Origin of the sequence: Galbibacter sp. PAP.153 (assembly GCF_037029175.1) — a bacterium.
Taxonomy (GTDB): Bacteria; Bacteroidota; Bacteroidia; order Flavobacteriales; family Flavobacteriaceae; genus Galbibacter; species Galbibacter pacificus.
This window is the reverse complement of record NZ_JAZEUN010000002.1, coordinates 65,370-89,887: the sequence shown is the minus strand read 5'-3', so window position 1 is coordinate 89,887 and position 24,518 is coordinate 65,370. Positions and strand designations below refer to the sequence as shown.

The 24,518-nt window shown below is 40.2% G+C and carries 20 protein-coding genes; 2 read left to right on the top strand and 18 right to left on the bottom strand.

Features of this window, described 5'->3' with window-relative positions; genetic code table 11:
* The first annotated feature begins 19 nt into the window (after positions 1 to 19).
* The gene (locus tag UXI14_RS01185; RefSeq protein WP_335964434.1) at positions 20 to 1,291 is read left to right on the top strand and encodes a tetratricopeptide repeat protein; all 1,272 of its coding nucleotides are present in this window, start codon (positions 20 to 22) and stop codon (positions 1,289 to 1,291) included.
* Positions 1,292 to 1,435: 144 nt separating this feature from the next.
* On the opposite strand, the gene UXI14_RS01180 is transcribed toward UXI14_RS01185, so the two are convergent.
* From UXI14_RS01180 to UXI14_RS01155, 6 genes are all read right to left on the bottom strand, one after another.
* Entirely contained in the window at positions 1,436 to 2,200 is a 765-nt protein-coding gene (locus UXI14_RS01180; protein ID WP_335964433.1) for a rhamnogalacturonan acetylesterase, read from the bottom strand.
* Entirely contained in the window at positions 2,175 to 3,161 is a 987-nt protein-coding gene (locus UXI14_RS01175; protein WP_335964432.1) for a pectinesterase family protein, read from the bottom strand. The genes UXI14_RS01180 and UXI14_RS01175 overlap by 26 nt, the downstream gene beginning before the upstream one ends.
* 3 nt (positions 3,162 to 3,164) lie before the next feature.
* On the bottom strand, positions 3,165 to 4,391 hold the full coding sequence (locus UXI14_RS01170; protein WP_335964431.1) for a glycoside hydrolase family 88 protein: 1,227 nt from the start codon (positions 4,389 to 4,391) through the stop codon (positions 3,165 to 3,167).
* Positions 4,392 to 4,402: 11 nt separating this feature from the next.
* Entirely contained in the window at positions 4,403 to 5,434 is a 1,032-nt protein-coding gene (locus tag UXI14_RS01165; RefSeq protein ID WP_335964430.1) for a DUF4861 family protein, read from the bottom strand.
* Positions 5,435 to 5,548: 114 nt separating this feature from the next.
* Entirely contained in the window at positions 5,549 to 7,171 is a 1,623-nt protein-coding gene (locus UXI14_RS01160) for a RagB/SusD family nutrient uptake outer membrane protein (protein ID WP_335964429.1), read from the bottom strand.
* Positions 7,172 to 7,177: 6 nt separating this feature from the next.
* The gene (locus UXI14_RS01155; RefSeq protein ID WP_335964428.1) at positions 7,178 to 10,288 is read right to left on the bottom strand and encodes a TonB-dependent receptor; all 3,111 of its coding nucleotides are present in this window, start codon (positions 10,286 to 10,288) and stop codon (positions 7,178 to 7,180) included.
* Between the two features lie 321 nt (positions 10,289 to 10,609).
* Here UXI14_RS01155 and UXI14_RS01150 point away from each other — a divergent pair, with 321 nt between their 5' ends.
* Positions 10,610 to 11,623 (top strand): LacI family DNA-binding transcriptional regulator, encoded by a 1,014-nt coding sequence (locus UXI14_RS01150; protein ID WP_335964427.1) that lies wholly within the window; start codon positions 10,610 to 10,612, stop codon positions 11,621 to 11,623.
* A gap of 3 nt (positions 11,624 to 11,626) precedes the next feature.
* Here UXI14_RS01150 and UXI14_RS01145 read toward each other — a convergent pair whose 3' ends face one another.
* From UXI14_RS01145 to UXI14_RS01090, 12 genes are all read right to left on the bottom strand, one after another.
* Positions 11,627 to 13,240 carry an altronate dehydratase family protein gene (locus UXI14_RS01145; RefSeq protein WP_335964426.1) on the bottom strand — a complete coding sequence of 538 codons (1,614 nt, stop codon included), beginning with the start codon at positions 13,238 to 13,240 and terminating at the stop codon, positions 11,627 to 11,629.
* Positions 13,241 to 13,251: 11 nt separating this feature from the next.
* Positions 13,252 to 14,706, bottom strand: coding sequence for a tagaturonate reductase (locus tag UXI14_RS01140; RefSeq protein WP_335964425.1), 1,455 nt, complete (start codon positions 14,704 to 14,706; stop codon positions 13,252 to 13,254).
* 22 nt (positions 14,707 to 14,728) lie between these two features.
* Positions 14,729 to 16,024, bottom strand: coding sequence for a TRAP transporter large permease (locus tag UXI14_RS01135; RefSeq protein ID WP_335964424.1), 1,296 nt, complete (start codon positions 16,022 to 16,024; stop codon positions 14,729 to 14,731).
* A gap of 1 nt (position 16,025) precedes the next feature.
* Positions 16,026 to 16,487 (bottom strand): TRAP transporter small permease, encoded by a 462-nt coding sequence (locus UXI14_RS01130; RefSeq protein ID WP_335964423.1) that lies wholly within the window; start codon positions 16,485 to 16,487, stop codon positions 16,026 to 16,028.
* Positions 16,488 to 16,489: 2 nt separating this feature from the next.
* Complete coding sequence (locus tag UXI14_RS01125; protein WP_335964422.1) at positions 16,490 to 17,470, bottom strand: TRAP transporter substrate-binding protein; 981 nt, start codon at positions 17,468 to 17,470, stop codon at positions 16,490 to 16,492.
* Entirely contained in the window at positions 17,467 to 18,135 is a 669-nt protein-coding gene (locus UXI14_RS01120) for a bifunctional 4-hydroxy-2-oxoglutarate aldolase/2-dehydro-3-deoxy-phosphogluconate aldolase (RefSeq protein ID WP_335964421.1), read from the bottom strand. Before UXI14_RS01120 ends, UXI14_RS01125 begins: the two co-directional genes overlap by 4 nt.
* A 30-nt stretch (positions 18,136 to 18,165) precedes the next feature.
* The gene (locus UXI14_RS01115) at positions 18,166 to 19,176 is read right to left on the bottom strand and encodes a sugar kinase (RefSeq protein ID WP_335964420.1); all 1,011 of its coding nucleotides are present in this window, start codon (positions 19,174 to 19,176) and stop codon (positions 18,166 to 18,168) included.
* Positions 19,177 to 19,204: 28 nt separating this feature from the next.
* Positions 19,205 to 20,608: a glucuronate isomerase gene (gene uxaC, locus UXI14_RS01110; protein WP_335964419.1), complete on the bottom strand. Its 1,404-nt coding sequence runs from the start codon at positions 20,606 to 20,608 to the stop codon at positions 19,205 to 19,207.
* Positions 20,609 to 21,394: a gluconate 5-dehydrogenase gene (locus UXI14_RS01105; protein ID WP_277898805.1), complete on the bottom strand. Its 786-nt coding sequence runs from the start codon at positions 21,392 to 21,394 to the stop codon at positions 20,609 to 20,611.
* 5 nt (positions 21,395 to 21,399) lie between these two features.
* On the bottom strand, positions 21,400 to 22,236 hold the full coding sequence (gene kduI, locus UXI14_RS01100) for a 5-dehydro-4-deoxy-D-glucuronate isomerase (protein WP_335964418.1): 837 nt from the start codon (positions 22,234 to 22,236) through the stop codon (positions 21,400 to 21,402).
* Between the two features lie 156 nt (positions 22,237 to 22,392).
* Positions 22,393 to 23,583: a mannonate dehydratase gene (gene uxuA, locus UXI14_RS01095; RefSeq protein WP_335964417.1), complete on the bottom strand. Its 1,191-nt coding sequence runs from the start codon at positions 23,581 to 23,583 to the stop codon at positions 22,393 to 22,395.
* 22 nt (positions 23,584 to 23,605) lie between these two features.
* On the bottom strand, positions 23,606 to 24,412 hold the full coding sequence (locus UXI14_RS01090; RefSeq protein WP_335964416.1) for an SDR family oxidoreductase: 807 nt from the start codon (positions 24,410 to 24,412) through the stop codon (positions 23,606 to 23,608).
* Positions 24,413 to 24,518 lie beyond the last annotated feature (106 nt).

Here is a 24,518-nt window from a genome sequence, read left to right as displayed (position 1 = left end):
ACACAAATTTTTATTACCAATGAAAAAACAAGTTTTATTAGCGTCGGCAATATTGGCTTCTTCTTTCGCAATAGCCCAAAAAAGCGAGCTGAGGGATGCTGAAAAAGCCTTGGACAAAGGGAGTTCTGCCGAAGCGAAAAGCACATTAGAAAGCATATCGTCTACCATTGAAACAGCAGACGATAAATATAAAGATGAGTATTATTTCCTTTTAGGGAAAACATATGTAGACTTGGCCAAAAAAAGTGGCTCTGATGCAGATTACGAAAAAGCCGTAAATTCTTTTAACCAGTTAATCGAATTTGAAAAATCGTACAAGACAAAATATACAGATGAAGCCAAAGAAATCCTTAACGGTTTGTCTGGAGACATTGTAAATGCCGCTGTTGAAGATAACAAAAACGAAAACTTTGCCGGGGCAGCTAAAAAACTGTATATGGCTTATGAAATGACCGACAATCAGGATTATTTATACTTTGCTGCATCTAGTGCTGTAAATGGTGGAGATCTGGATACGGCTCTTGAATATTACGAGAAATTGAACGAGTTGGAATACACCGGAGAGAGTACCGCATACATGGCCGTTAACAAAGAAACCGGTGAAACCGAAAACCTTGGGTCTGAGCAAAATCGTGACCTCATGGTTAAAACTGGTGAATACACAGATCCATCTGAGGAAGAAACCGAATCGAGATATCCTGAAATTATAAAAAACATTGCGTTGATTTATAATGAAAAAGGAGAGACCGAGAAGGCCGCCGAAGCGATTAAAGATGCAAGAGAAGCAAATCCAGAAGATATTAACTTATTGCTTACCGAAGCTAATATGTACATAAAAATGGGGGATAAGGCCAAGTTTCAATCTTTAATGGAAGAGGCTATTCAAAAAGACCCCAACAATCCTACACTTTATTACAACCTTGGCGTTATAACTGCCGAGCAGGGTAATAAGGAACAGGCTAAAAAATACTATGAAAAAGCCTTGGAATTGGATTCCGAAAATGAAAATGTATATTTAAATATGGCTTCCTTGATACTTTCTGATGAAAGAGCAATGGTTGATGAAATGAACGGATTGGGGAATTCTGCTGCCGACAACAAACGTTACGACGAATTAAAAGGTCAGCGTGAAGAATTGTACAGAAGCGCGGTTCCTTATCTTGAAAAACTTTTAACCATCAATCCAGATAATATAGATGCCGTAAGAACACTTATGAATATCTATGGAACACTTGGTGAACAAGCTAAGTTTAAAGAAATGAAAGATAAATTGGCTACTTTGGAACAATAAGACAGCTAATAATATTATTAGGAAAAGCGCCTTGAAAAAGGCGCTTTTTTATTGGCGCCGCCAAAGGGTATAATATCTCGAGGCTTGCCTCGAAATTAAAAATTTGTTTCTGACCAATGCCTCGTGTGTTTGCACCGAGGTAGTTTACTTTAGGTATTTTGCTAACGGGCTATTGCTCTTTTTTAATTTATCTACAGCCAGTTTGGCAATTAAGGTAGCTCCTTTTACGGATAAATGGGTGTTGTCTTCTTTACCGTTTGGGTAATAGGCAATTTCGCCCGGTTTATAATGCAAGTGGAGTTCTTTTGATTTTTCCGGCCCGTAGGATTCCTCTAAAATTTCGGTCATGTACTGAAGGTCGATAAAAGGCACATTCATTTCACCGGCAACCAAACGTGTTTCTAGCGGATATTCCCCATGTGTATCTACCAAAACCCCATGTTCGTTAAAATTTCTTCTTACAATAGACGACAATAGAATAGGGGAGGCACCCTTTTCTCTGGTTTCGCGCACAAACTTTATTAGGTTGTGCCTATAGGCCGTATGCGGATTGGTATACCTTGTGGCATCTTTTATTTTTTGATCGTTGTGCCCAAATTGTATAAAAACATAATCTCCCGGTTTTAATTCATTATAAATAGAATCCCAGCGGTTTTCATTAATAAAGCTGCGGGTGCTCCTTCCGTTTACGGCCTTGTTTTTAACAAGCAGATCATTATTGAAAAACTGCTGTAGCATTTGTGCCCAGCCCCTTTCTGGATTTTCTTCTGGATTGGGTTTGTTTGCCATGGTAGAATCTCCAATGGTGTAAAGTGAAATTTGTTGGGCGTTTACCTGAACCGCAAAAAGGAACATGACAAACAGGCTTGTAATCTTTATTTTTTTATGGTTTGAGGTACCATTCATCATCTTGGTCTGTTTTTAAAATGTTTTTAACTGTATATATCTTGTATTGCTCTTTGGTGAGTTGATGCGACCATGAAACGCGGCTTGTTATATTTTTGCCCAATCCTGTCGAGTTGTATTCGGCATAAAAGGTCTTTTGGTGGCTATCGGGTTTGTCCCAATCGTCCCAGCCTTGCGGAAGTATATGTTGCCCCATGTTGCAATTTATAAAAACGGTTTTTGCATACACGCGCCACGGCCTTCCTAAGCAAACCTTGCCCACATTGGTAGCAGCGGTAAGCCTACAATTAATAAATACCAGGCCAAAGCCGATTCCTTTGGGTGTTGAGGCTGCTGTAATATAGGAATCGCTTTTACTGTGTAGGGTGCAATTATTAAAAACAGCGGTTGCCTGACCAAAAATAAAATCGGTTGAGCCTTCAATATAACAGTTTTTAAAATATTGTTTATTGCCTTCCCCGGTAACGTATACGGTATCTTGATTTCCGTTAATGTTGCAATTTTCCACAATTACCCTATTGGATGTTATTGCCAGTGAAATGGCCTGCCCAACAGGACCAGCCGAATTGGAGATGGTAAGGTTTTTTACAATACAGTCGTTTGCATCAATTTGAAGCGTGGCGGTATGGAAGGTACTGTTTCTTCCCAGTCCGACGGCATCAAAATAATCGTTGTATTCAATAATTGTTTCTTCTTTACTTTCACCAATAATCGTGAGCATAGGGTTCCATTGGTATATTTTTACTTTTTCATTGTAAGTACCCTTTTTTATAAAAATGGTGATTCTTTCGTATGGAAACGACTTTGTACCGTTAATGGCTTCCTGTATTGAAGTATAATCGCCGCTTCCGTCTTTGGCCACTACAAAATCTATTTCTTCTTTATGAGAATTATTGTCGATTGCATACAATTGAAGACTTATCAGCAATAAAAAAACAAAGGATAATTTGAATAAAGGTTGCATGGTTTATTTATCGAGTTGTAATGCTGCTAAAATAAAAGGTCCGGTTCCCTTGGGGTCGTTGTCTTTTTTACGCTCGTTGATGTAATATTTGTACGATCCATCCCTATATGGATTACCACCAAGACCTGCCACGGCACATACTTGGGTAAGGGTTATGGTGCCATTACTTTGAACCTTGATAAGTTTTGTGGTAAGCCCATTAAAACCTTTTGTTGCATTTTCCATGAAATGATCCGGCAAATAACCTTTGTTTACACCTTTGGCCAATGCATAGGTTAACATGGCCGAACCCGAAGCTTCCAGGTAATTCCCATCACGGTCGCCCATATTGGGCACTTGGTACCAAAGTCCACTTTCATCTTGAAATGCAACAACGGCTGTGGCCAATTGGTTAAGGTACGTTATCAATTCTTGTTTTTTAGAGTGATTTTCTGGAAAATAATCGAGCACATCTACCAAAGCCATTGCATACCACCCCAAGGAACGTGACCAAAAATTAGGAGAAGTCCCCGTTTTTTTATCGGCCCATTCCATTTGCCTGCTTTCGTCCCAACCATGATATAATAATCCGGTTTTTGGGTCTTTGGCATTTGTTTCAATAAGTTGAAATTGCTTGGCAATGTTGTTCAATGCTTTTCCTTCTTCAAAAGTTGTGGTGTATTGGGCATAAAAGGGAGCTCCCATGTAAAGACCGTCCAGCCACATTTGATTTGGATACCGTTTTTTGTGCCAAAAACCACCGGATTTTGTACGTGGCTGATCTTTTAATTGAAGCCGCAAGGTGTCCATGGCAATTTTGTACCGTTTATCATTTGTTTTGGCATATAAATCGAACAATATCTTACCAGCATTAATCATGTCGATATTATATTTTTCTATTTCGTAATTAACAATATTGCCACTGCTATCTATTAAAGCATCGGCATAGCCTTTGGCATAATTATAATAAGCTTCGTTTTGGGTTTCTGCATACAATTTTTCAAAGGCCAGCGAAACCAGGCCATGTACATAATCCCATTTGGGTCTTTTTGCATCGTCAATTTGCCAAGCTTCCGGGTTTCTGTACATAATGGATTTTGCCATTTTTTCTGACCATTTTTCAGTGGAATCTACTACCATTTTTATTTGAGACGTAGTCGTTTCGGCTTTCTTTTCGGTCTTCTTACAACTAAAAAAAGAGGTGGAAATGGCCAAAATGGCCATAAAAGAGATGCAGTAAGTAAATTTCATAAATAAATTGGTTATGGTAATTGGTTATTAGAGTTTAAGGTTTCAAGTATGCCATTGATGTATTCAATAAAATCGGCTTGATTGGTAATACCATCTTTTTCTTTTTCCCAAGCTCCTAAAAAGTAATAAGATATGGCATTGGTAGTGGGTTTGAAAACCAATAAATGATCGTCCGGGCCTTCAACCTCATTTTCAATATCTGTGGTTTTATAGAAAATTGCCATTCCCAATTTATCGGGGACAAGAGTTTGTGTGCCGTATGTTGCCATATATGCCCAGTTGCCATTTGCACTCTTTTTGGAAATTAAATCAATGTCATCAAATTTTACAATTCCAGTGCATATGCCTTCAATAGCTTTGGAAGGAGTAACGGTGTGTTTTGTATAGCGGTGATTTGGGGTAATGCTTAATTTTGAAGAAAGGTCTATTTTTTGTTGATTGGTTTCCCACCCGTGATAATCCACATACACTGAAGAAGTAGCGGCGGAGTTTTCAACTTTTGCATAGGTGGAGTCCACTTTTTCAAAATGCAGCACTTTTCCGTCTATATATCTTCCAATAGAACCTATTCCAAGGGATTTTCCGGCTTTTAGGATGTCCATTCCCCAATCGCTCATTTCGTGGTACGAGTCAAAATTGTCCTGTCCAACGTTGGGGAGCACCATTTCACTAGTTTTTTTTCCGAAGATATCTATGGCGTTACGCCAGTCCAGATATAAGCGATAGCCAACTTTGTTGCTTTCCCAACCGGGGCCTTCATACCTTATGTACCATGAATGATCTGTATGTTCTTTTGGTACTTTGAGTTCTTGAACATTTTTATAAGATGTTCCATTGCTATACTCTTTGTGATTTTTGGAACCGTCTACCCATTCGCCACCTTGGGCAATAGAAATTTCGGCATATGTTTTTCTTTCGTTTTGTTGTGTCTCTACAGGTTTTTCAGCAGGGGTATTATCGGCTGATTCTTTTTTTGGTTCGGTTTTGCATGCTGTGGATAATGCCAAGCAGCATAATGGGATTAAGAATTTAACTTTTTTCATTGTATTGATTTTAATATTGAATTGTAGGTTTTTATTTTAAACATCATGAACTTGACGACTTTTATATCACCAAGTTCATGAATGCTAACTAAATGTACAACTTAAAAACGAGAACTATTCATATGCGGGATTTTGAGGGAAATCTTTATTCTGGTTTAGGTCTATTGCTTCTTGCGGAATGGGTCTTAATATTTTAAGTTCCCCATTGGCTCCAACAAAGTTTCCTTCATCGATTAAATAATGATACATGGATGCTCTTTCTACCAATTTTCCGGTACGTTTTAAATCGAACCAGCGATGGTATTCCCCAAGGAGTTCCCTTGCTCGTTCATCCAGGATATAATCAATATCCATATCGGCGGCCGTTGCGGGAGTGGCATTGGCCCTTTCCCTAACGGCATTAAGTCTCGCCAAGGCCGTTCCGGCATTTCCGTCTTGAAAATAAGCTTCGGCAGCGATTAAATAAGTGTCTGCCAATCTGGACAAAATAATATCTCTTGTGCTTCCTCCATTGCTACTGAAAGGTGATTCAGGATCATCAAACTTTTTAACGGGAATGGTTTCGTAATCAAAATTTCTGTTTTCAGAAGGTACATATTCCCCATATGCATGTATGGTTGTATTTGGATGATCCAAACGGTAAGCAGTAGTATCGGCCGTGGTGCTAGCCCATTTAGGCGCATAATAATGCGCTACTTCAAGCCCACTATGATCTTCTACCCTAAAATAATCGTAATATTTTTGGAAAGCTTCAGTCATAAATGTTCCTTCCCAGCGCTCGTCGCCTTCATCAAACAGGCTAACGGCAAAAGCGGTAGGGCATAGGGTGTATGACCTGTAAGGTGCATTATCGGCAACTTCGGCCCCGCCTAAATACGAGCTGAAATAATAGTTTTGCTTGTTCCCGATATTAGTTGGATCCGAGCTGTTTGATGTTTCATCATATTGAACGGAAAAAATGGTTTCAGCATTCATTTCATTGCCCGGGGCCCACAATTCTTCAAAAGGAATGGTTAATGCCTGCCCGTTAATGGCATCGTCGGCATAGCTGGCGGCTTTGCTAAAATCGTCGGAAGCGGCGAAACTTTCGTATCCCCTTGTTAAATGTACCTTGGCAAGCAAATGCTGAACCGCCCTTTTGTTAACATGGCCATCGAATGCCCCGCTACCAACCATGGTTAAAGATTCTTCAAGTTCCGAAACTATAAAACTGTAAACTTCTTCGGCAGAGTTCCTGTCGAACGTCAATACCGGGCTGTCGATATAATCGGTTACCAGTCCAACGCCACCGTATGTCTGAACCAATAAAAAATAGGCATTGGCACGTAAGTATTTCACTTCTCCAAGTTGTTGGTTTATGTTAGAGGTTTGTTCGGTCAAATCGCTATAATAAATGGCCATATTGGCACTTTGTATGGCTTGATAGCAGGTAGTGTATAATTGTCCAACGCCTTGAGAAGAGGACGTTAATTGGGTATATCGGCTTAATCCCGGTGGTTCTTGGTCGCGTCCTTCGGCATAAAGATCTGTACCGGCACTAAACAGCCATGCATCGCCACCATAAATATCTTTAAGTTTTGCATAATTGGCATTGATTAGCGACGTGTAACCATCAGCTGTGGTATAAAAGCTGTCGGCAGTAACGTTTGATAGATTTTCTTCTTCTAAATAATCATCACAAGAGAAGCATGTGATGCTTATGATTCCTAAACCTAGTAATATATTTTTGATCCTCATGATTGATTAAAATTTTAAGTTGATTCCTAACTGATATGTAATAGAGCTTACGCGACCTACACCTAAACCTGCACCTGCCCATTCCGGGTCGTACCCATCATAATCTGTAAATACAAAAGGATTTATAACGTTTGCGTATATCCTGAAATATTTAATATTTAATTTTTCAATTAGGTTATTGTTAAATGTATATCCCAATGCAATGTTTTTTACCTTTACAAAGGAAGCGTCCCTGTAATATCCTACGCCGTCGTCTTTCCAATAGGTCCCCATATTCCTTGGTTGTGGGTAACTATTTGAAAATTGTGCGGGAACCCCGGCTTGGTTTTCCGGCACATACCAATCGATATCCAGTTTTTGGCGGCCACGGTCTTCTGTATTGGTGAAATTGGCATGGAAATTACTATAAACATACATACCTTGATTTGTTATTACAGAAGCTGAGAGGTCAATATTGCCAACTTGTAGTTTGGTAAATAAACTACCGGACCAATCTGGGTTTGGAGTTCCTAAAAATATACGGTCGTCATTCGGGCTAATTACCCCATCGTTATTAATATCCCTTACTTTTGCTTCCCCTTCGCTTTGGTTGTATGATACTGCTTCGGCAACTTCGTCACCTTGCCAAATACCATCAAAGTCATAATTATAAATAACATCAATGTCTTCTCCTATGAACCATCCATTTCCCACATCGTCTACTTCATCTTGACCATACAATTCTTCAACAGAATTTTTGTTTTTGGTAAAAGTAAGCGTGGTAGACCATGAAACTTTTTTATTGTCGATTATGCGTCCTGTTAAACTGGCTTCCACCCCTGTGTTTTTTACCGATCCAACATTGGCATTTATCAATGGCCAACCTGATTCCAATGGAAGGTTTTGTTCCATAATCAAATCATCAGAAAGCCTATCGTAAACATCTACGGTACCGCTAATACGGTTGTTAAAGAAACCATAGTCGAGACCAAAGTTCATTTCCCTGGTTTTTTCCCAGCCTAATACTGTATTAGCCAATTTACTGGGGAGCCAACCGTTGGCAGTAGTTCCGTTAAAATCGTAGTACAGTTGCTGGTCTAAGATATTTTGCGTGGAATAGGGGTCCACATTATTATTTCCGGTATAACCGTAACTAAGTCGTAATTTAAGGTTGGAAATGGTATTCGAATTGTTCAAGAAATTTTCTTCACTTATACGCCATGCAAAAGCTGCCGAGGGGAAGGTATCCCATTTTCTATCCTGTGCCAATAATGATGAACCGTCCCAACGGTTGGAGAGTGTAATTAAGTACTTGTCTTTATAGCCATAGTTGAGGCGCAGGGCATAAGAACTTAAAGTTTGCTTAGAATAAGCCGACCCTAAGTTGAAGGTGCTTTGTTCCCCGGAACCAAGATTGTAGAATCCCGTATCGAAAGGCATATTTCTGGCGCTCTCAAAAGAACTTTCGCTCCTGCTGTAATATAAACTTTGAAGTGCCAAAAAATTAAAAGCATGAACATCGTTAAACGTATAATCAATATTGAATTGGTTGTCCCATGTGCCGTTAAAATTCTCGCTGTTTTCAATAGCTGCGGAAGCTTTGTTGTTATTTGCAACCCCGGTGGCCGTCATTGCGCCCCATGACTGCCCTCTTCTCGAGCTGGTATATCCTGCGGAATAGGTTGTTTTAAACGATAACCAGTCCAGTATGTTATACTGAAAATACACATTTCCAATCCCGGTCCATCTTCGTGTTTCATCAGAAGTATTTCTAATCTCGAGAATTGGGTTATAGGTACTGGTTTTGTCAATATACAATGTATTTGGGTCAATCCCATCGGTTAGTTTTCCTGGTAGCGGAAACAATCCTGTGCCGTCCAGTTGATAAGGGTTTAAGAAGGGATTTAGCCTAAAAGCTTCCTGCATGGCAATATCACTACCATCTTGTTGTTCCGTCAAGGCAACGGTAAAATTGGCGCCTAATGAAAATTTATCGTTGATTTTTTTATCGAGCCCCGATTTAAAACTATATTTTTTAAGGGATTCATTTTCAATATTCCCTGTTTCGTTTTGAAGTCCTAAACCTAAATTATACCCCAAACCATCATCGGTCCTTCCGGATACATTTACATAATTGTTTTGTTGAATACCGGTTTTTAATACGGCATCGTACCAATCGAACGTTTCGTTGTTATTGGCCCTTCTCAATAATTCTGAGTTGCGGGTACCAATTACTGCATTGTACAAAGTTTCCGGGGTTACATAGCCATCGGGCCCATCGCTTGCAGTTGCCAGATAAGCCGATTGATGGTAATACCACCATTTTTCACCGCCCATCATTTTAGGAAGCCTTGCTACCTCTTTTACCCCCATATAACTATCTAGGGAAACTGTAAAATCCGATGGTGCATTGGCGCCACTTTTTGTGGTAACAATTACCACCCCATTAGAACCCCTTGAACCATAAATGGCCGTAGAGGATGCATCTTTTAAGATATCCATTCGCTCAATGTCCTCTGGGTTTAAAAAGTTAATATTGTTTGTAGGAACCCCATCAACAACAAAAAGCGGTCCCGAATTTCCATTCAGGGAATTTTTACCCCTAATGGTAATGTCATATCCGTCGCCAATACGTCCAGTAGATTGTGTAATTTGCACCCCCGGAACATTACCCTGCATGGCCTCCAGCGGATTGTTCATGCTCCTGTCGGTAAGGGTTTCGGCATCCATGCTCCCCACAGCTCCGGTCAGATCAGATTTTTTCTGGGTACCATATCCAATTACAACTACTTCATCCAACGATTGCGTATCGGGCTCAAGAACAACGTTTATGGATGAAGCTCCATTTAAAGGAATTTCTTGAGTTTTGAAGCCAATATAGCTAATTACCAGTGTTGCATTTAGACTGGATACGTTAATGGAGTAATTCCCGTCAAAATCGGTTGTGGTTCCATTAGAACTCCCTTTTTCAACTACATTCACTCCCGGTAGGGGCGTGCCAGTTTCTGTTTCAGTAATACTCCCTGTTACGGTCGTATTTTGCTGTCCAAAACTTAAGCTACATGCCAGCAAGCAAAGAGCTGTTGTAGCTTTTAAAAGCTTTGAAGGTTTTAAACGGTTAATAAAGTTAATTTTCATAATTGCGTTAGCTTGGTTTTTGTAATTTGGTTTAATCTGTTCGTGTTAGTTTTTTTGTAATCGATTGCACGAAACTAATGAAATACTACTAAAAAACAAATTTTTTATCAAAAAAAATGATAAATCGGTAATATAAAACCTTCAATTTTAACAAAATAGTATTACATTAGCATATATTTTATGGATTAAGGGGTGCTACATCCCTCGATTATAGAGCTTTTGACCCTTTTATAGTTTAATTTGTAATCGATAACATAAAAATTAGCACTATAAACCAAAATAGTTACATTTGTAAGCTATTATCTATTAAAGGATAACAGAATGAGTGAAAAAACTACCATTTACGATATAGCCAAGGCACTAAACATTACAGCTGCTACGGTTTCCAGGGCACTTAACAATAACCCGAAAATTAGTGCCGCTACAAAAAAACTGGTCATGGAAACTGCGGCTAAGATGAATTACAAACAAAATAGGCTTGCACTGGCTCTTAAAAGCGGTAAGAGCAATAACGTTGGCGTTATTGTTCCTTATATTGATAGAAATTTCTTCTCGGCAATTATAAGGGGCATTGAAGAGGAATTGTACCCGTTGGGCTATCATGTCATTATATGTCAAACGCACGAGCAGGAAAGCACCGAAATCGATAATATCAATGCATTGCTCAATGCACAGGTTGACGGTATTTTAATGTCGGTTTCCAAATTAACCACGCAAACGGACCATTTTGAATACGTATTGGAAAAGAATGTGCCCTTGGTATTTTTTGACCGTAAAAAAGATTTAAAAGGGGTAAGTACCGTAACCATTGACGATTTTGAGGGCGGATACAGGGCAACCAAGCACCTAATTGACCAAGGCTGTAAGCGCATTGCGCATTTATCGGGGGACTGGAGCCTAGAGATTTATAAAAATAGGTACGAAGGTTACAAGAAAGCATTGACCGATCATGGCATTGCCCTTAAAAAGGAATATGTAATTAAAACAAAAAGCGATATCCGGGCCGGTCAAAAGGCTTCAGAAAAGTTATTGATGCTCCCGGAACCACCCGATGCTATTTTCTCCTCCAGTGATTATGTGGCTTTGGGGGCCATTCAGCAATTAAAGAAACATGGGATTAAAATTCCCAGCGAATTTTGTGTGGTGGGCTTCAGTAACGAGCCCTTCACCAAATTTTTAGAACTTTCCATGACAACGGTCGATCAATCGCCTGTGGAAATGGGCAAAATGGCTGCCAAGGTTTTTCTGGAGCAAGTAAAAGACTCGAACGTTAAAATAGAAAAAAAAGTGGTACTTTCGCCCACTTTAAAAATAAGGATGTCTTCGGTTAGATAATAATTACAGGGAAACACCTCTTTTCCACGGGATAAAATCGTTTTGATTTAATGCCATGGCTTTCGACTTTTTCCCGCTAGCTATTTCTATGATATATTCCAATAGGATGCCTGCCATTTCTTCGATGGTTTTTTCGCCACGGATGATGGCCCCGGTATCGATATCGATTATATCGGGCATTTTTGAGGCGAGCTCGCTATTTGAAGCCACTTTTATTACCGGCGTTATCGGGTTCCCGGTCGGGGTTCCCAGACCTGTAGTAAACAATATAATATTGGCTCCAGAACCGGCCATGGCGGTAGTACTTTCTACATCGTTTCCAGGTGTGCACAGGAGGTTTAACCCTGGTTTGGTGGCATATTCGGTATAATCCAGAACATCGGTAATGGGAGAGGTGCCTCCTTTTTTGGCGGCCCCTGCCGATTTCATGGCATCGGTTATGAGTCCGTCTTTAATATTTCCGGGCGAAGGGTTCATATCGAAGCCCGATCCCGCGTCTACAACAGATTTTTCGAAATCTTTCATAAGCTTCAAAAAGCGTTCTGCTTGGGAGTCGTCAATGCAACGGTTTACCAATTCTTGCTCCACGCCACAGAGTTCCGGGAATTCTGATAAAATTGCCGTTCCTTTTAAAGCGGCCAGAATGTCTGAAACATGACCAAGGGTTGGATTGGCAGAAATACCTGAAAACCCATCGGAACCCCCACATTCCAGTCCTATTTTAAGTTTAGAAAGAGGCGCAGGTTTACGTACTACTTTATTGGCCTTTTTTATTTCCTCAAAAGATTCTTCAATAATGGTATTGAGCATGTTTTCAATGGTTCCCATTTGTTGTTGCTCATAGATTAAAATAGGCTTTTCGTTATCCGGTGAAACTTCATTTAAGGCATCTTTAAAAATCTTGATCTGCAAATTCTGGCAACCAAGGCTCAATACCGTGGCCCCGGCTACATTTGGGTTGTTAACATAACCGGCCAAAAGCCTTGCCAATGTTTCCGAGTCTTGGCGGATACCACCGCAGCCTCCTTGATGCGTAATAAATTTTACTTCAACGTTGTTAAAAACGGGAACTTGCCCTGAAGTGGTTTCTTCTTGACCGGCACCTTCCTTTTTATTGATAAGGGACCGAAGTAACAATCGGTGTTTGTTGATGTCTTCATTTAAAAGCTCTTTTTCGAAAACTTCTTTTAGGACTTCAATATTTCTATTTTCGCAAAATACCAAAGGAAAAAACAGCCAGACATTGCGGGTACCTACCTGCCCGTCTTTACGATGGTAGCCGGAAAAAGTCTTGTTTTCCCATTTTTTTACATCGGGTGCTTCCCAATTGTAGGTGGCGGTTTTTCTAGATACCTTTTCACTTTGGTGTTTTACATTTTCGGTGGTGATAACTTCTCCCTTTTCTATGTTTTGGCCTGCACTGCCTACCAACACACCGTACATAATAATACGGTCCCCGGGATTAAAAGCTTGCAGCGCAATTTTATGTTTGGCCTTTACGTTGGTGGTTGGTATAACGTTTTCACCTTCAAAGGTAATGGAATCTCCGGCCGATAGGTTTTTTAGTGCAACGGCCACATTATCTGAATGGTGTACCTTAATTAACTTCTTTTCCATAACTCATCATTTTAAACATTCTGAAGATAGGCCTTAAAGTTTTCAAAGCCTTTTTCAACACCGTGGCCTTCAATTTCCTTTAGGGCCATTGTTACTGCTTGTTTAAGTCCGTTTATATTGCTTAAGTCTTCATCCCAGAACAAAGTTTCTGAAAGAATGGTTTCAGAAATGGTTTCCATGGAATTTACAGTCCAAACATCCTTAAACTTATTTACAATGCTTTTGTCGTCATGGACCGGGAGTAACTTACCGTTCCATTCGCCTTTGTAAAAGCGGATAAGGCATGCCAGTGCAAAAGTTAGGTGAGGAGGAAGGGTTTTGGTTATTTCAATATGGCCTTTTAGGCTTGGCAATACCCTTACCTTGAATTTTGATATTGAATTTAGGGCAATGCTGGAAAGTTGATGTTTAATAAACGGATTCCTAAAGCGGTCCAATATATCATTTGCAAAATTTTGCAGTTCTTTTTTGTCCATGTTCAGGGTTGGGATAATTTCGTTAAAAACCGCTTTTTGAACAAAATCTCCCGTAAAACCGTTATCAATGGTTTCTTTTACGGTTTCATTTCCATAGAGTAAAGAAAACGGGACCATGGTGGTATGGGCACCATTGAGTATCCTTACCTTTCGGGTGCGGTATGGTTGCATGTTTTTTACAACCAGTACATTTAGTCCTGTTTTGCCAAAAGGAAGTTTTTCTTTGATATTTTCATCTCCTTCAATTACCCAGAGGAAGAATTTCTCGGCTGAAACAATTAAATCATCTTCATAATCGAGTTCTTTGCGATATGTTTCAATATCATCCTTTGGATATCCGGGAACGATTCTATCTACCAAAGTATTATGAAAAGTATTGTGGTTTAGCAACCAGCTTTTAAAGGCATGGTCGAGTTCCCAAAGGTCAATATATTTTAAAATGATTTCTTTTAAGGTATCTGCATTGTAATTTATCAATTCGCACGGGATGATGGTCAGCCCTTTGTTTGGGCTTCCTTGGAAATAATTGTAGCGTTCCAGTAACAAGCGGGTTAGTTTTGCCGGAAAGGAAGCAGGAGGCTGCATGTTTGGGGTATCGTTTGGATTAAAAGCAATACCGGCTTCAGTGGTATTGGAAATGATAAACTCCAAATCCTCTTCCTTAGCTAAGTCTAAATACTCTTGAAAGTGAGTGTATGGGTCAATTCCCCGAACAATGCTGGTAATCAATTCTTTTTCTTGAACTTCTTTGCCTTGATAAATACCTTTCATAAAAAGGGTATACAATCCATCTTGCTCATTTAGTTTGGCTACCATGCCTCCGGCCAATGGTTGAACCACGGCCACTCCAGCATTGAAATTGCATTTTTGGTTAAGGGTATGAACGGCATAATCTACAAAAGCCCTTAAAAAGTTCCCTTCGCCAAACTGGACAATCTTGACAGGAGGTTTTGTTTGGTGGGTTTTAATGTTTCTATTTAATTTTTTCATTTTTATAGCGTAGCATTTTTATTTATAAATCAAATAAACTTGGTAACCAAAGCGTAAGTTGTGGAAAGTAGGTTACGAGGAACAGGGCAAAGATCATTGCCAAAAACATAGGAATTAATGGTTTTACCACTTTTTGTATGGTTGTATTTGCCACCCCGACGCCCACAAACAGTACCGAACCAACGGGAGGCGTGCATAAGCCTATGCAAAGGTTTAGCACCATGATAATACCAAAATGTACAGGATCCATGCCCAATTTGGTTACCACGGGTAAAAAAATAGGGGTAAAAATTAGTACAGCCGGGGTCATATCCATAAAAATTCCTACAAACAATAAGAGCAGGTTGATAATAAGCAGGATTATAATGGGGTTATCGCTAATGCCCAACAGAACACTACTGATATTTTGAGGGATGTTCTCGTATGACATTACCCACGACATACTCATGGACGCGCCTATCAATAACATTACAATGGCGGTTGTCGCGGCAGAATCCAATAAAACCTGCGGAAGGTTTTTAAATGATATTTCCTTGTAGATAATCCCTAAAACCAAAGTGTACAATACCGCAATGGCTGAAGCTTCAGTAGCGGTAAACACACCTATAACTATTCCGCCGATAACAACTACAAGTAAAAATAAACTGGGAAGTGCATCAATAAAAGTTTTAAAAACTTCTTTTAAAGAACTTCTTTTACCAACCTTATATTTTTTCTTTTTTGCCCAAACAGCAGCTACAATCATTAAAAAAAGCCCTGTTAATATTCCCGGGATATATCCGGCAAGGAACAGTGCTGCAATAGAAACCCCGCCACTGGCAAGAGAATAGACAATTAGCACATTACTGGGCGGTATTACCAATCCCGTAGTTGCAGAGGTAATATTTACGGCCACGCCAAATTGCTTGGAATACCCTTCTTTTTCCATTTCAGGGCCCAAAATGCTTCCCATGGCCGATGCAGAGGCCATGGCCGACCCGGCAATGGCGCCCATTAACATGGCAGCGATAACATTAATCAATGCAAGCCCGCCCGGAAGCGAGCCCACCAAGGTTTTGGCAAAGGCAATAAGCCGATGGGCAATTCCCCCTTTGTTCATTAATTGGCCCGAGAGAATAAAAAATGGAATTGCCAAGAGGGCAAAACTGTCGAGGCCAGTGGCCATTCGTTGCGATACTGTTGTAAAAGCCGGTAATGCAGAAATACTTACCAACATTGTTAACAAAGACGAAATGGTAATACTCCACGCAACGGGGGTTCCAATAGCCAATAAAGCTATAAAGCTAATTACCAATACAAGTACAGGTATATATTCCATGTTATGATTTCTTTAAAATATCTGAAGTTTTATAAAAAATAATGAGTAAGCCACTTATTGGAATTACCAAATAAACAACTGCCAACGGTACGTTAAGGGCCGGCGAGTGTTGACCGAGAATGTAGCTTATGTAAACAAGGCGTATGCCCCCAATAACAAATGCAACCAAGGCAAACAATATAATTAATACATTTACCAATATTTTAAGTTTTTGCTGTGTTTTGGTACTGGTTTTGGACGGAAGTACGTCTATGGCCACGTGCATGTTCCGCCCGGAAACATATGCAGCGCCCAATACCCCGACCCATATCATTAAATAGCGGGCCAGTTCGTCTGTAAAAGAGCTTGGGGTTCCGGTAACATAACGTGTAAATACCTGCCACAATACGTTTATAACCATAATGGCCATTATTAAAACGAGGAATCTGCCCAAGAGAAGGTCTATCTTTTTTCTAATGTCCATGCTTATTTTGTTTGTTTAATTTCCTGAATGAGGGAATACATTTCCTTATTGTCTTTATAACTGTTGTAGACGCTTTGTACTTCTTTGGCAAAAGGCTCTTTGTTTGGGTGAATAATTTCAACACCAGCTTCTTTTACGGCGTCCAAGGCTTCTTTTTCTGATTTGGCCCATAATTTACGTTGGTATTTTACCGATTTGTCTGCGGCTTCCTGCAACCATTTTTGTTCTTGTTCCGTTAGGCTGTTCCAAAAATGTGTTCCAACGACCAACACATCGGGAAGTACGGTATGCTCGTCGAGCGAATAGTATTTACATACCTCATAATGCCTGGAGAGGTAAAAACTTGGCGGGTTGTTTTCGGCTCCATCTACCACACCTTGTTGCAAGGATGTATATAACTCTCCCCATGAAATAGGGGTTGGGGAGCCGCCCAAGCTTCTTACCATGTCCATTGCCGTAGCACTTTCCATCACCCTAATTTTCATTCCTTTTAGGTCTTCGGGATTTTTTACAGGCCTGTCTTTTGTATAAAAGCTTCTGCTTCCCGCATCGTAGTAACAAAGCCCTTTTAACCAATATTTTTCACCTTCATTTAAAAGTTGCTTACCAATGGGTCCGTCCAAAACATTAAAGGAATGTTCCTTGTTCCTGAAAAGAAACGGAAGTCCAAGTACTTTCATTTTAGGAGCAAAATTTTCCATAACGCCTACAGAAACCTTTGTCATGTCAAGGCTTCCTATTTGAAGCAGTTCCAGACATTCCCTCTCGGAGCCTAATTGTTGGTTGGGGTAAATTTTAATGGTGAGCTTGCCGCCGGAAGCTTCTTCAAGGTTCTTGGCCATTTCAAGCATTGCCTTGTGTACCGAATGGTTTACATCCAGCCCGTGAGCCAGCCTTATTGTTTTATGTTTTGTAGATTCATTGCACGAAAAGCATAACAGAAAGCCAAATACAACGATTGAGATTTTTAAAAAATTCTTCATTTTCTGGCCTTTTTAATCATATTAAGTACTGCTTCAACGTTTTTCTCCAGTTTTTTGTAATCGCCTTTTTCTATAATTTCTTTTGAAATTAATTTAGAACCCATTCCAACACATGTTACCCCGGCATTAAACCAGTCGGTAATGTTTTTTTCGTCTGGACTAACGCCGCCCGTTGGCATAATGCTTGTCCAGGGGCATGGGCCTTTTATAGCTTTAACAAACGATGGGCCGTAAGTTGCACCGGGAAACAGTTTTACAATTTCACAGCCAAATTCTTCTGCTTTTGCAATTTCGGTAAGGGTTCCGCATCCTGGTGCCCATAAAATTTTTCTACGGTTGCAGGCAATGGCTATATCTTCCCTAAATACGGGGGTTACAATAAATTGTGCTCCCAATTGAATGTATAATGAAGCCGATGCTGCATCGGTTACCGAGCCCACGCCCAATATCATATCGTGGCAATGCTGGCCGCAATATTTTACCAAGTCTGAAAAAACTTCATGGGCCAAGGCACCACGGGCCGTAAATTCGAACAAACGTGCGCCACCATCATAACAGGCCTTTACTGCCTGGCATACAACATCTTTATCGGGGTGATAAAACAAAGGTACCAGTCCGGTACTTTCCATTGTTTTGGCGACTTCTATTCTTGTATATGTTTTCATGTACTTATTTTTATAGTTTTTGTTGACGGTTTACCTATTTACCCTACCGGAAGTATCACCGCCCATTAAATTTTCCACATCTTCTTTAGATACCAGATTGGCATCACCGTATATAGTATGTTTTAAGCAAGAGGCCGCAACGGCAAAATCCAGTGCCTTTTGGTCGTTGTAATGGCTGAGCCCGTAAATTAAGGCGCCCATAAAGCTATCGCCCGCTCCAATCCTGTCAACAATATCTGTTATGTCGTAAGATTGAGACGACCGCATTTTTTCCCCGTCGTACATTACGGCCGACCATTTATTGTGCAATGCGCTTATGTTTTTTCGGTTGGTAATGATTATTTTTTTGCTATTTGGAAAGTGCTGCTTCAATTTTTCGCAAAGGGACTGTTGAAGCTTTTCTTCTGAATCTCCATCGGGAACGATATTAAAATACTGTTTAGAAGCATAATCGCCCGCAAGGATTACATGGCATTTAGAAACCATTTTTTCCATGATATCTCCGGGGGTTTTCCCATAGTTCCAAAGGTTGGCACGGTAATTAAAATCGGTTGAGACGGTAAGGCCCAGATCTGTGGCCATTTCAATGGCTTCCAGGCAAACATCGGCGGCACCTTGAGAGACCCCGGGTGTAATTCCCGACCAATGAAACCATGCGGCATCTTTAAAAACCGTTTCCCAGTCGATCATCCCTTTTTCAATATCGGCAAAAGAAGAATGTGCACGGTCGTATATAATTTTACTTCCCCTTACAGAAGCGCCTTTTTCCAAAAAATAGAGCCCTAAACGTTTACCGCCTTTAAGAATATGTTTTGTGCCAATATTGTATTTTCTCATTTGCATGAGTGCTGTTTGGGCAATATCGTTTTCGGGCAGGCGCGTAACCATTTCTGCCTGCATGCCAAAATTTGCCAATCCGGTAAGCACGTTTAATTCGCTTCCGCCATAATCGGCATTGAGTTCAATGGCTTGAGAAAATTTTAAATGACCTTTGGTGGAGAGCCTTAACAAAACTTCCCCCAGTGCAACTACTTTTTTCAAGGTAATAGGTTTTGGTGGTTAATGCTATTTAAAAATTAAAATATTCTTTGGCGTTATTATACGAAATATCCTGAATGATCTTTCCAATCCATTCCATATCATTGGGTAATTCCCCATTTTTGATTTCTTCCCCAAACAAGTTACATAAAATTCTTCTGAAATATTCATGTCTTGGGTATGAGAGAAAACTTCTGGAATCGGTTAGCATGCCTATAAAACAACTAATAAGCCCCATGTTTGATAAAGCGTTCATTTGCTTTATCATCCCGTCTTTTTGGTCTAAAAACCACCAACCGGAACCAAATTGTACTTTTCCTTTTACGGAACCATCGTTAAAATTGCCAATCATGGTGGCCATAACTTCGTTATCGGCAGGGTTAAGATTGTATATTATGGTTTTTGTTAACGTATTGTTGGTATCTAGACTGTTGAGGAACTTGGAAAGGTTTTCCGCTTGCGGATAATCGGCAATGGAATCCCAACCCGTATCTGGCCCTAACTCCTTCAACATACGTGTGTTGTTGTTTCTTAAAGCCCCTAAATGAAATTGTTGTACCCAACCCTTTGCGTGGTATTGTTCGGCCAGAAATTGCAATACGGCACTTTCATATTTAGAGATTTCTTCATTGGTAAGTTGTTTTTTATCGATACGCTTTTTAAAGATATCCGTAATTTCCTTTTCGGTATATGCTGCATAGGGAATTGCATTTAAGCCATGGTCGGATACTTTACAGCCATTTTCATCAAAATAAGCTATCCTGTCTACCAACGCATCTTTTAAGTCTTTGTACGAATTGATTGAAATTCCCGAACTTTTCTCAAGTTTATTCAGGTATTGAACAAAATCTTCGTTTCCAATTAAAATGGCCTTATCCGGCCTAAAGGAAGTTGAAATATGGGTTTTAAAATTACTTTTTGCCAGTTTTTGATGATGCTCCAGGGAATCTGTTGGGTCTTCCGTGGTACAAACTACTTCAACGTTCATTTTAGAAAGCAGGCTTTGGCAACTAAAGGCATCAGAATTTAATTTTTCTGAAGCTTCTTTATAGATACTTTCAGCGCTTTTTTCATTCAACAAATCATAGATATCGAAATAGCGGGCCAATTCCAATTGTGTCCAATGGTACAATGGATTTCGCATGGTATACGGAACAGTTTTAGCCCATTGAAGAAATTTATCTTTATCAGAAGCATTTCCGGTAATAAATTTTTCGTTAATGCCCAAAGTACGCATGGCACGCCATTTGTAATGGTCGCCATAAATCCATATTTGCGTTAAGTTTTCAAACACCCTATTTTCTGCAATATCCTTTGGGGGCAAATGGCAATGATAATCTATAATCGGCATTTTGCTCGCATACTTATGATAAAGCTCTTCTGCGTATTTATTTTGAAGTAAAAAATTGTCGTTTATGAAAGTATTTTTCGCCATTTATTTTTCGTTTATTGGTTTCCCGATGGTGGCCAAAATGCCGCCATCTACATAAATTACCTGACCGTTTACAAAATTACTTGCCCCTGAAGCCAAGAAAACCGCAGTTCCGGCCAGGTCTTCCGGATTTCCCCAACGGGCGGCAGGTGTCCTGTTGATGATGAAATCGTTAAATGGATGGCCGTCAACACGAATGGGTTCGGTTTGCGAAGTTGCAAAATAACCCGGCCCAATGCCGTTTACCTGTATATTGTGCTTGGCCCATTCGGTAGCCAGGTTTTGGGTAAGCATTTTTAGGCCGCCTTTGGCCGCGGCATATGCGGTAACGCTGTTCCTACCAAGTTCGCTCATCATGGAACAGATATTTATAATTTTACCGCCCCCGCGTTCAATCATATTTTTTGCAACCAATTGAGACATGATAAACGCTCCCACAAGGTCAACATCTATTACACGGCGGAAATCGGCAACATTCATGTCCAATGCAGCTTCTCTTTTTATAATGCCCGCATTGTTTACCAAAATATCGATATGACCTTGATTTTTATATATTTCCTGTACTTTTTCGGCGGCTTTGTTCTCATCGGTAATATCAAAAAGATAACCGTTTGCAACATACCCCTTGCTTTTGTAATGGTTTAATGCATTTTCGAGCTTTTCGGGGGTGGTACTGCTTATTACAAGTTCGGCACCCGCATCGGCAAGGCCTTCGGCCATGGCCATTCCTAGCCCGTGCGTACCTCCTGTTACTAATGCCCTTTTTCCTTTTAGGTTGAATAAATTCATCTATTTTATTTTAATTCGTTTGGCGCAACACCGTCCATGTCGCCATAATCTAGATTTTCACCGGCCATTCCCCAAATAAAAGAATAATTGGCCGTTCCCGACCCAGAGTGGATGGACCATTCGGGAGAAAGCACCGCTTGATGGTTTTCCATGAAAATATGACGTGTATGCTGAGGTTCCCCTAAGAAATGGCATACGGTTTGACCTTCTTCCAGATCGAAATAAAAATAAGCCTCCATTCTTCTTGTATGGGTATGTGCGGGCATGGTATTCCATACATTTCCTTCTTGAAGCTCGGTAACCCCCATTTGAAGCTGGCATGTTTTTACGATGCTGTTTACAATAAGTTTGTTTAATATTCTTTTATTTGCGTATTTTTGGTCGCCCAACTCTATAATTTCGGCATCTTCACGGCCTACTTTTTGAGTTGGATATTTATGATGGGCCGGGGCAGAGTTAATATAAAATAAAGCCTGCTCGCCATCGGTAGATTCAAAAACGATATCTTTACATTCCTTGCCTATATATAAGGCCTCTTTTTTACTGAGTTCATAAACATTGCCATCTACGGTTACAATTCCCTTTCCGCCAACATTTATAATTCCCAATTCACGCCTTTCCAGAAAGTAATTGGCCTTTAAATGGTCGAAGGTCTCTAATTTAAGGGATTTATCAACCGGCATGGCACCGCCAACAATGTACCTATCATACATGGTGTAGGTTAATCTTATTTCATTTTCCTTGAAAATGGGATTCAACAAAAAATGATCCCTTAATTCATCTGTTCCGTACTTTCTGGCATCTATTGGATGCGTTGCATATCTAAAGTCTACTTTAGTCATAATTATGTGTTTATGTAATCGATTACACAAATATAAATCAATTTTTTAAATATTACCAAAAATCAAAAAAAACTTAGTGTTATTTTTATTATCCATTGATTTTTATAAAAAATTTAATGTATTTTTCAATAAAACATACAATATTGTTTTTCAGGTTTACACTTTCGATTTCCTGATGCCCATTTCGAGCCCCCTTAATTCTGCCAGTCCGCGCAACCTGCCAATAGCCGAATAGCCGGGGTTTGTTTTCTTTTTAAGGTCGTCGAGCATTTTATGCCCATGATCTGGGCGCAGGGGCATCCTGTAATCCAATCGGTTGTTTGTTGCCCTTTTGCACTGCTCGTTAATCAATTCTTTCATGACCCCATACATGTCAACATTGCCTTCCAGATGATTGGCTTCATGAAAATTCCCTTCGGCATCTCTTTGTGTGCTTCTTAAATGAATAAAATGTATACGGTGTCCAAAGCGTTTTACCATTGCTGGAAGGTCGTTATCGGGACGCACCCCAAACGAGCCTGTGCAAAAAGTGAGCCCGTTAAACTGGCTGTCAACAGCGGTAAATATATCGGCAATGTCCTGTTCTGTACTTACCACCCGGGGAAGCCCAAGAATAGGGTAGGGCGGATCGTCTGGATGGATGCAAAGCCTTACGTTGGATTTTTCGGCTGCTGGCACAATATTCTCCAAAAAGTAAAAAAGGTGTTCTTTAAGTTTTTTGGCGTCTATGTTGTTATACTTTTGAAGCACATTGTTGAATTCGGTTAAAGAATAACCTTCTTCGGCCCCCGGAAGCCCGGCAATAATATTATTCACCAGTTTTTGCTTTTCTTCTTCCGATAAGTTTTCGATATATAGTCTTGCAGCTTCAATTTCTTCTTTTGAATAATTATTTTCGGCCCCAGGCCTTTTCAGTAAAAACAATTCAAAGCCTGCAAATGCTTTTTTATCAAACCGTAAAGCCGTAGATCCATCTTCAACTAAAAAATCCAAATCGGTACGGGTCCAATCCAGTACAGGCATGAAATTGTAACAAACGGTATCGATGCCGCATTGGCCAAGGTTAATAAGTGTTTGCTTGTAATTGTCTATATATTGCTTGTAATTTCCTGTTTGCGTTTTAATGCTTTCGTGCACGGGAACACTCTCTACAACCGACCATGACAAACCTACTTTTTCAATTACTTTTTTATGTTGCAAAATAGCCTCCATTTCCCAGACATCGCCATTTGGGATATGGTGGAGTGCGGTTACAATCCCGGTTGCCCCGGCCTGTTTGATATCTTGAAGCGATACGGGATCGTTTGGTCCGTACCAACGCCATGTTTTTTCAAGTGTAAGATCCATTTTATTGATTTTCATAATTCAATTAAACCCCGCTAAAAGCACTAAACCCACCGTCAATGGGGATAACGACACCAGTTACAAAAGAAGCCCCGGCAGATGCCAGCCAATTTACCACCCCTTGCAGTTCTTCTGGTTTTCCAAAGCGTTTCATGGGTGTTTGTGCAACAATGGTATTTCCCCTTTGAGTTAGAGAGCCATCTGGATTTAACAAAAGGGCCCGGTTTTGTTCTCCCACAAAAAAGCCTGGTGCTATGGCGTTTACGCGTATTTCGTCTCCGTATTTTAGTGCCATTTCCACTGCTAACCACTTGGTGAAGTTATCTACCGCAGCCTTACTGGCCGAATATCCTACCACACGGGTTATGGCTTGTTGTGCCGCCATTGATGAGATGTTGATGATGCTTCCGCTTTTTTGCGCTGCCATTTGTTTGCCAAAAACAAAAGAGGGGAGAACGGTACCTTTAAAATTAAGGTCGTTTACTTTGTCAAAATCATCCAAGGAAAGATCGAAAAAGGTGTCTTCGGGAGCTATGGTAGCCCCTTTTCTGTTGCCTCCGGCCGCATTTACCAATATATCTATTGTTCCCCAGTTTTTTACAATACTGGTTTTGGCGTTTTCAAGTGCGTTTTTGTCCAGGACATCTGCAACCAGTGCCATTGCCTGTCCGCCATTTTTCTGTATTTCCTTTACTACTTGTTGTACGGTTCCTTCGGTTCTTCCTAAAATGCCTACCTTGGCACCACATTGGGCAAGGCCTTTTGCAATAGCCCCGCCCAATACGCCATTTCCACCAGTAATTATGGCTACTTTATTTTTAAGTTGATTCATGTAATTTTTTTTATTGGCGCCGCCAAAGGGTATAATACCCCGAGGCTTGCCTCGAAATTAAAAATTTGTTTCCGACCAATGCCTCGTGTGCTTGCACCGAGGTAGT

What these genes read in the sequence shown, in the direction of transcription:
- UXI14_RS01185 (WP_335964434.1), top strand. Translation starts at nt 20, where the DNA reads ATGAAAAAACAAGTTTTATTAGCGTCGGCAATATTGGCTTCTTCTTTC.
- UXI14_RS01180 (WP_335964433.1), bottom strand. Translation starts at nt 2,200, where the DNA reads ATGATGAATGGTACCTCAAACCATAAAAAAATAAAGATTACAAGCCTG.
- UXI14_RS01175 (WP_335964432.1), bottom strand. Translation starts at nt 3,161, where the DNA reads ATGCAACCTTTATTCAAATTATCCTTTGTTTTTTTATTGCTGATAAGT.
- UXI14_RS01170 (WP_335964431.1), bottom strand. Translation starts at nt 4,391, where the DNA reads ATGAAATTTACTTACTGCATCTCTTTTATGGCCATTTTGGCCATTTCC.
- UXI14_RS01165 (WP_335964430.1), bottom strand. Translation starts at nt 5,434, where the DNA reads ATGAAAAAAGTTAAATTCTTAATCCCATTATGCTGCTTGGCATTATCC.
- UXI14_RS01160 (WP_335964429.1), bottom strand. Translation starts at nt 7,171, where the DNA reads ATGAGGATCAAAAATATATTACTAGGTTTAGGAATCATAAGCATCACA.
- UXI14_RS01155 (WP_335964428.1), bottom strand. Translation starts at nt 10,288, where the DNA reads ATGAAAATTAACTTTATTAACCGTTTAAAACCTTCAAAGCTTTTAAAA.
- UXI14_RS01150 (WP_335964427.1), top strand. Translation starts at nt 10,610, where the DNA reads ATGAGTGAAAAAACTACCATTTACGATATAGCCAAGGCACTAAACATT.
- UXI14_RS01145 (WP_335964426.1), bottom strand. Translation starts at nt 13,240, where the DNA reads ATGGAAAAGAAGTTAATTAAGGTACACCATTCAGATAATGTGGCCGTT.
- UXI14_RS01140 (WP_335964425.1), bottom strand. Translation starts at nt 14,706, where the DNA reads ATGAAAAAATTAAATAGAAACATTAAAACCCACCAAACAAAACCTCCT.
- UXI14_RS01135 (WP_335964424.1), bottom strand. Translation starts at nt 16,024, where the DNA reads ATGGAATATATACCTGTACTTGTATTGGTAATTAGCTTTATAGCTTTA.
- UXI14_RS01130 (WP_335964423.1), bottom strand. Translation starts at nt 16,487, where the DNA reads ATGGACATTAGAAAAAAGATAGACCTTCTCTTGGGCAGATTCCTCGTT.
- UXI14_RS01125 (WP_335964422.1), bottom strand. Translation starts at nt 17,470, where the DNA reads ATGAAGAATTTTTTAAAAATCTCAATCGTTGTATTTGGCTTTCTGTTA.
- UXI14_RS01120 (WP_335964421.1), bottom strand. Translation starts at nt 18,135, where the DNA reads ATGAAAACATATACAAGAATAGAAGTCGCCAAAACAATGGAAAGTACC.
- uxaC (WP_335964419.1), bottom strand. Translation starts at nt 20,608, where the DNA reads ATGGCGAAAAATACTTTCATAAACGACAATTTTTTACTTCAAAATAAA.
- UXI14_RS01105 (WP_277898805.1), bottom strand. Translation starts at nt 21,394, where the DNA reads ATGAATTTATTCAACCTAAAAGGAAAAAGGGCATTAGTAACAGGAGGT.
- kduI (WP_335964418.1), bottom strand. Translation starts at nt 22,236, where the DNA reads ATGACTAAAGTAGACTTTAGATATGCAACGCATCCAATAGATGCCAGA.
- uxuA (WP_335964417.1), bottom strand. Translation starts at nt 23,583, where the DNA reads ATGGATCTTACACTTGAAAAAACATGGCGTTGGTACGGACCAAACGAT.
- UXI14_RS01090 (WP_335964416.1), bottom strand. Translation starts at nt 24,412, where the DNA reads ATGAATCAACTTAAAAATAAAGTAGCCATAATTACTGGTGGAAATGGC.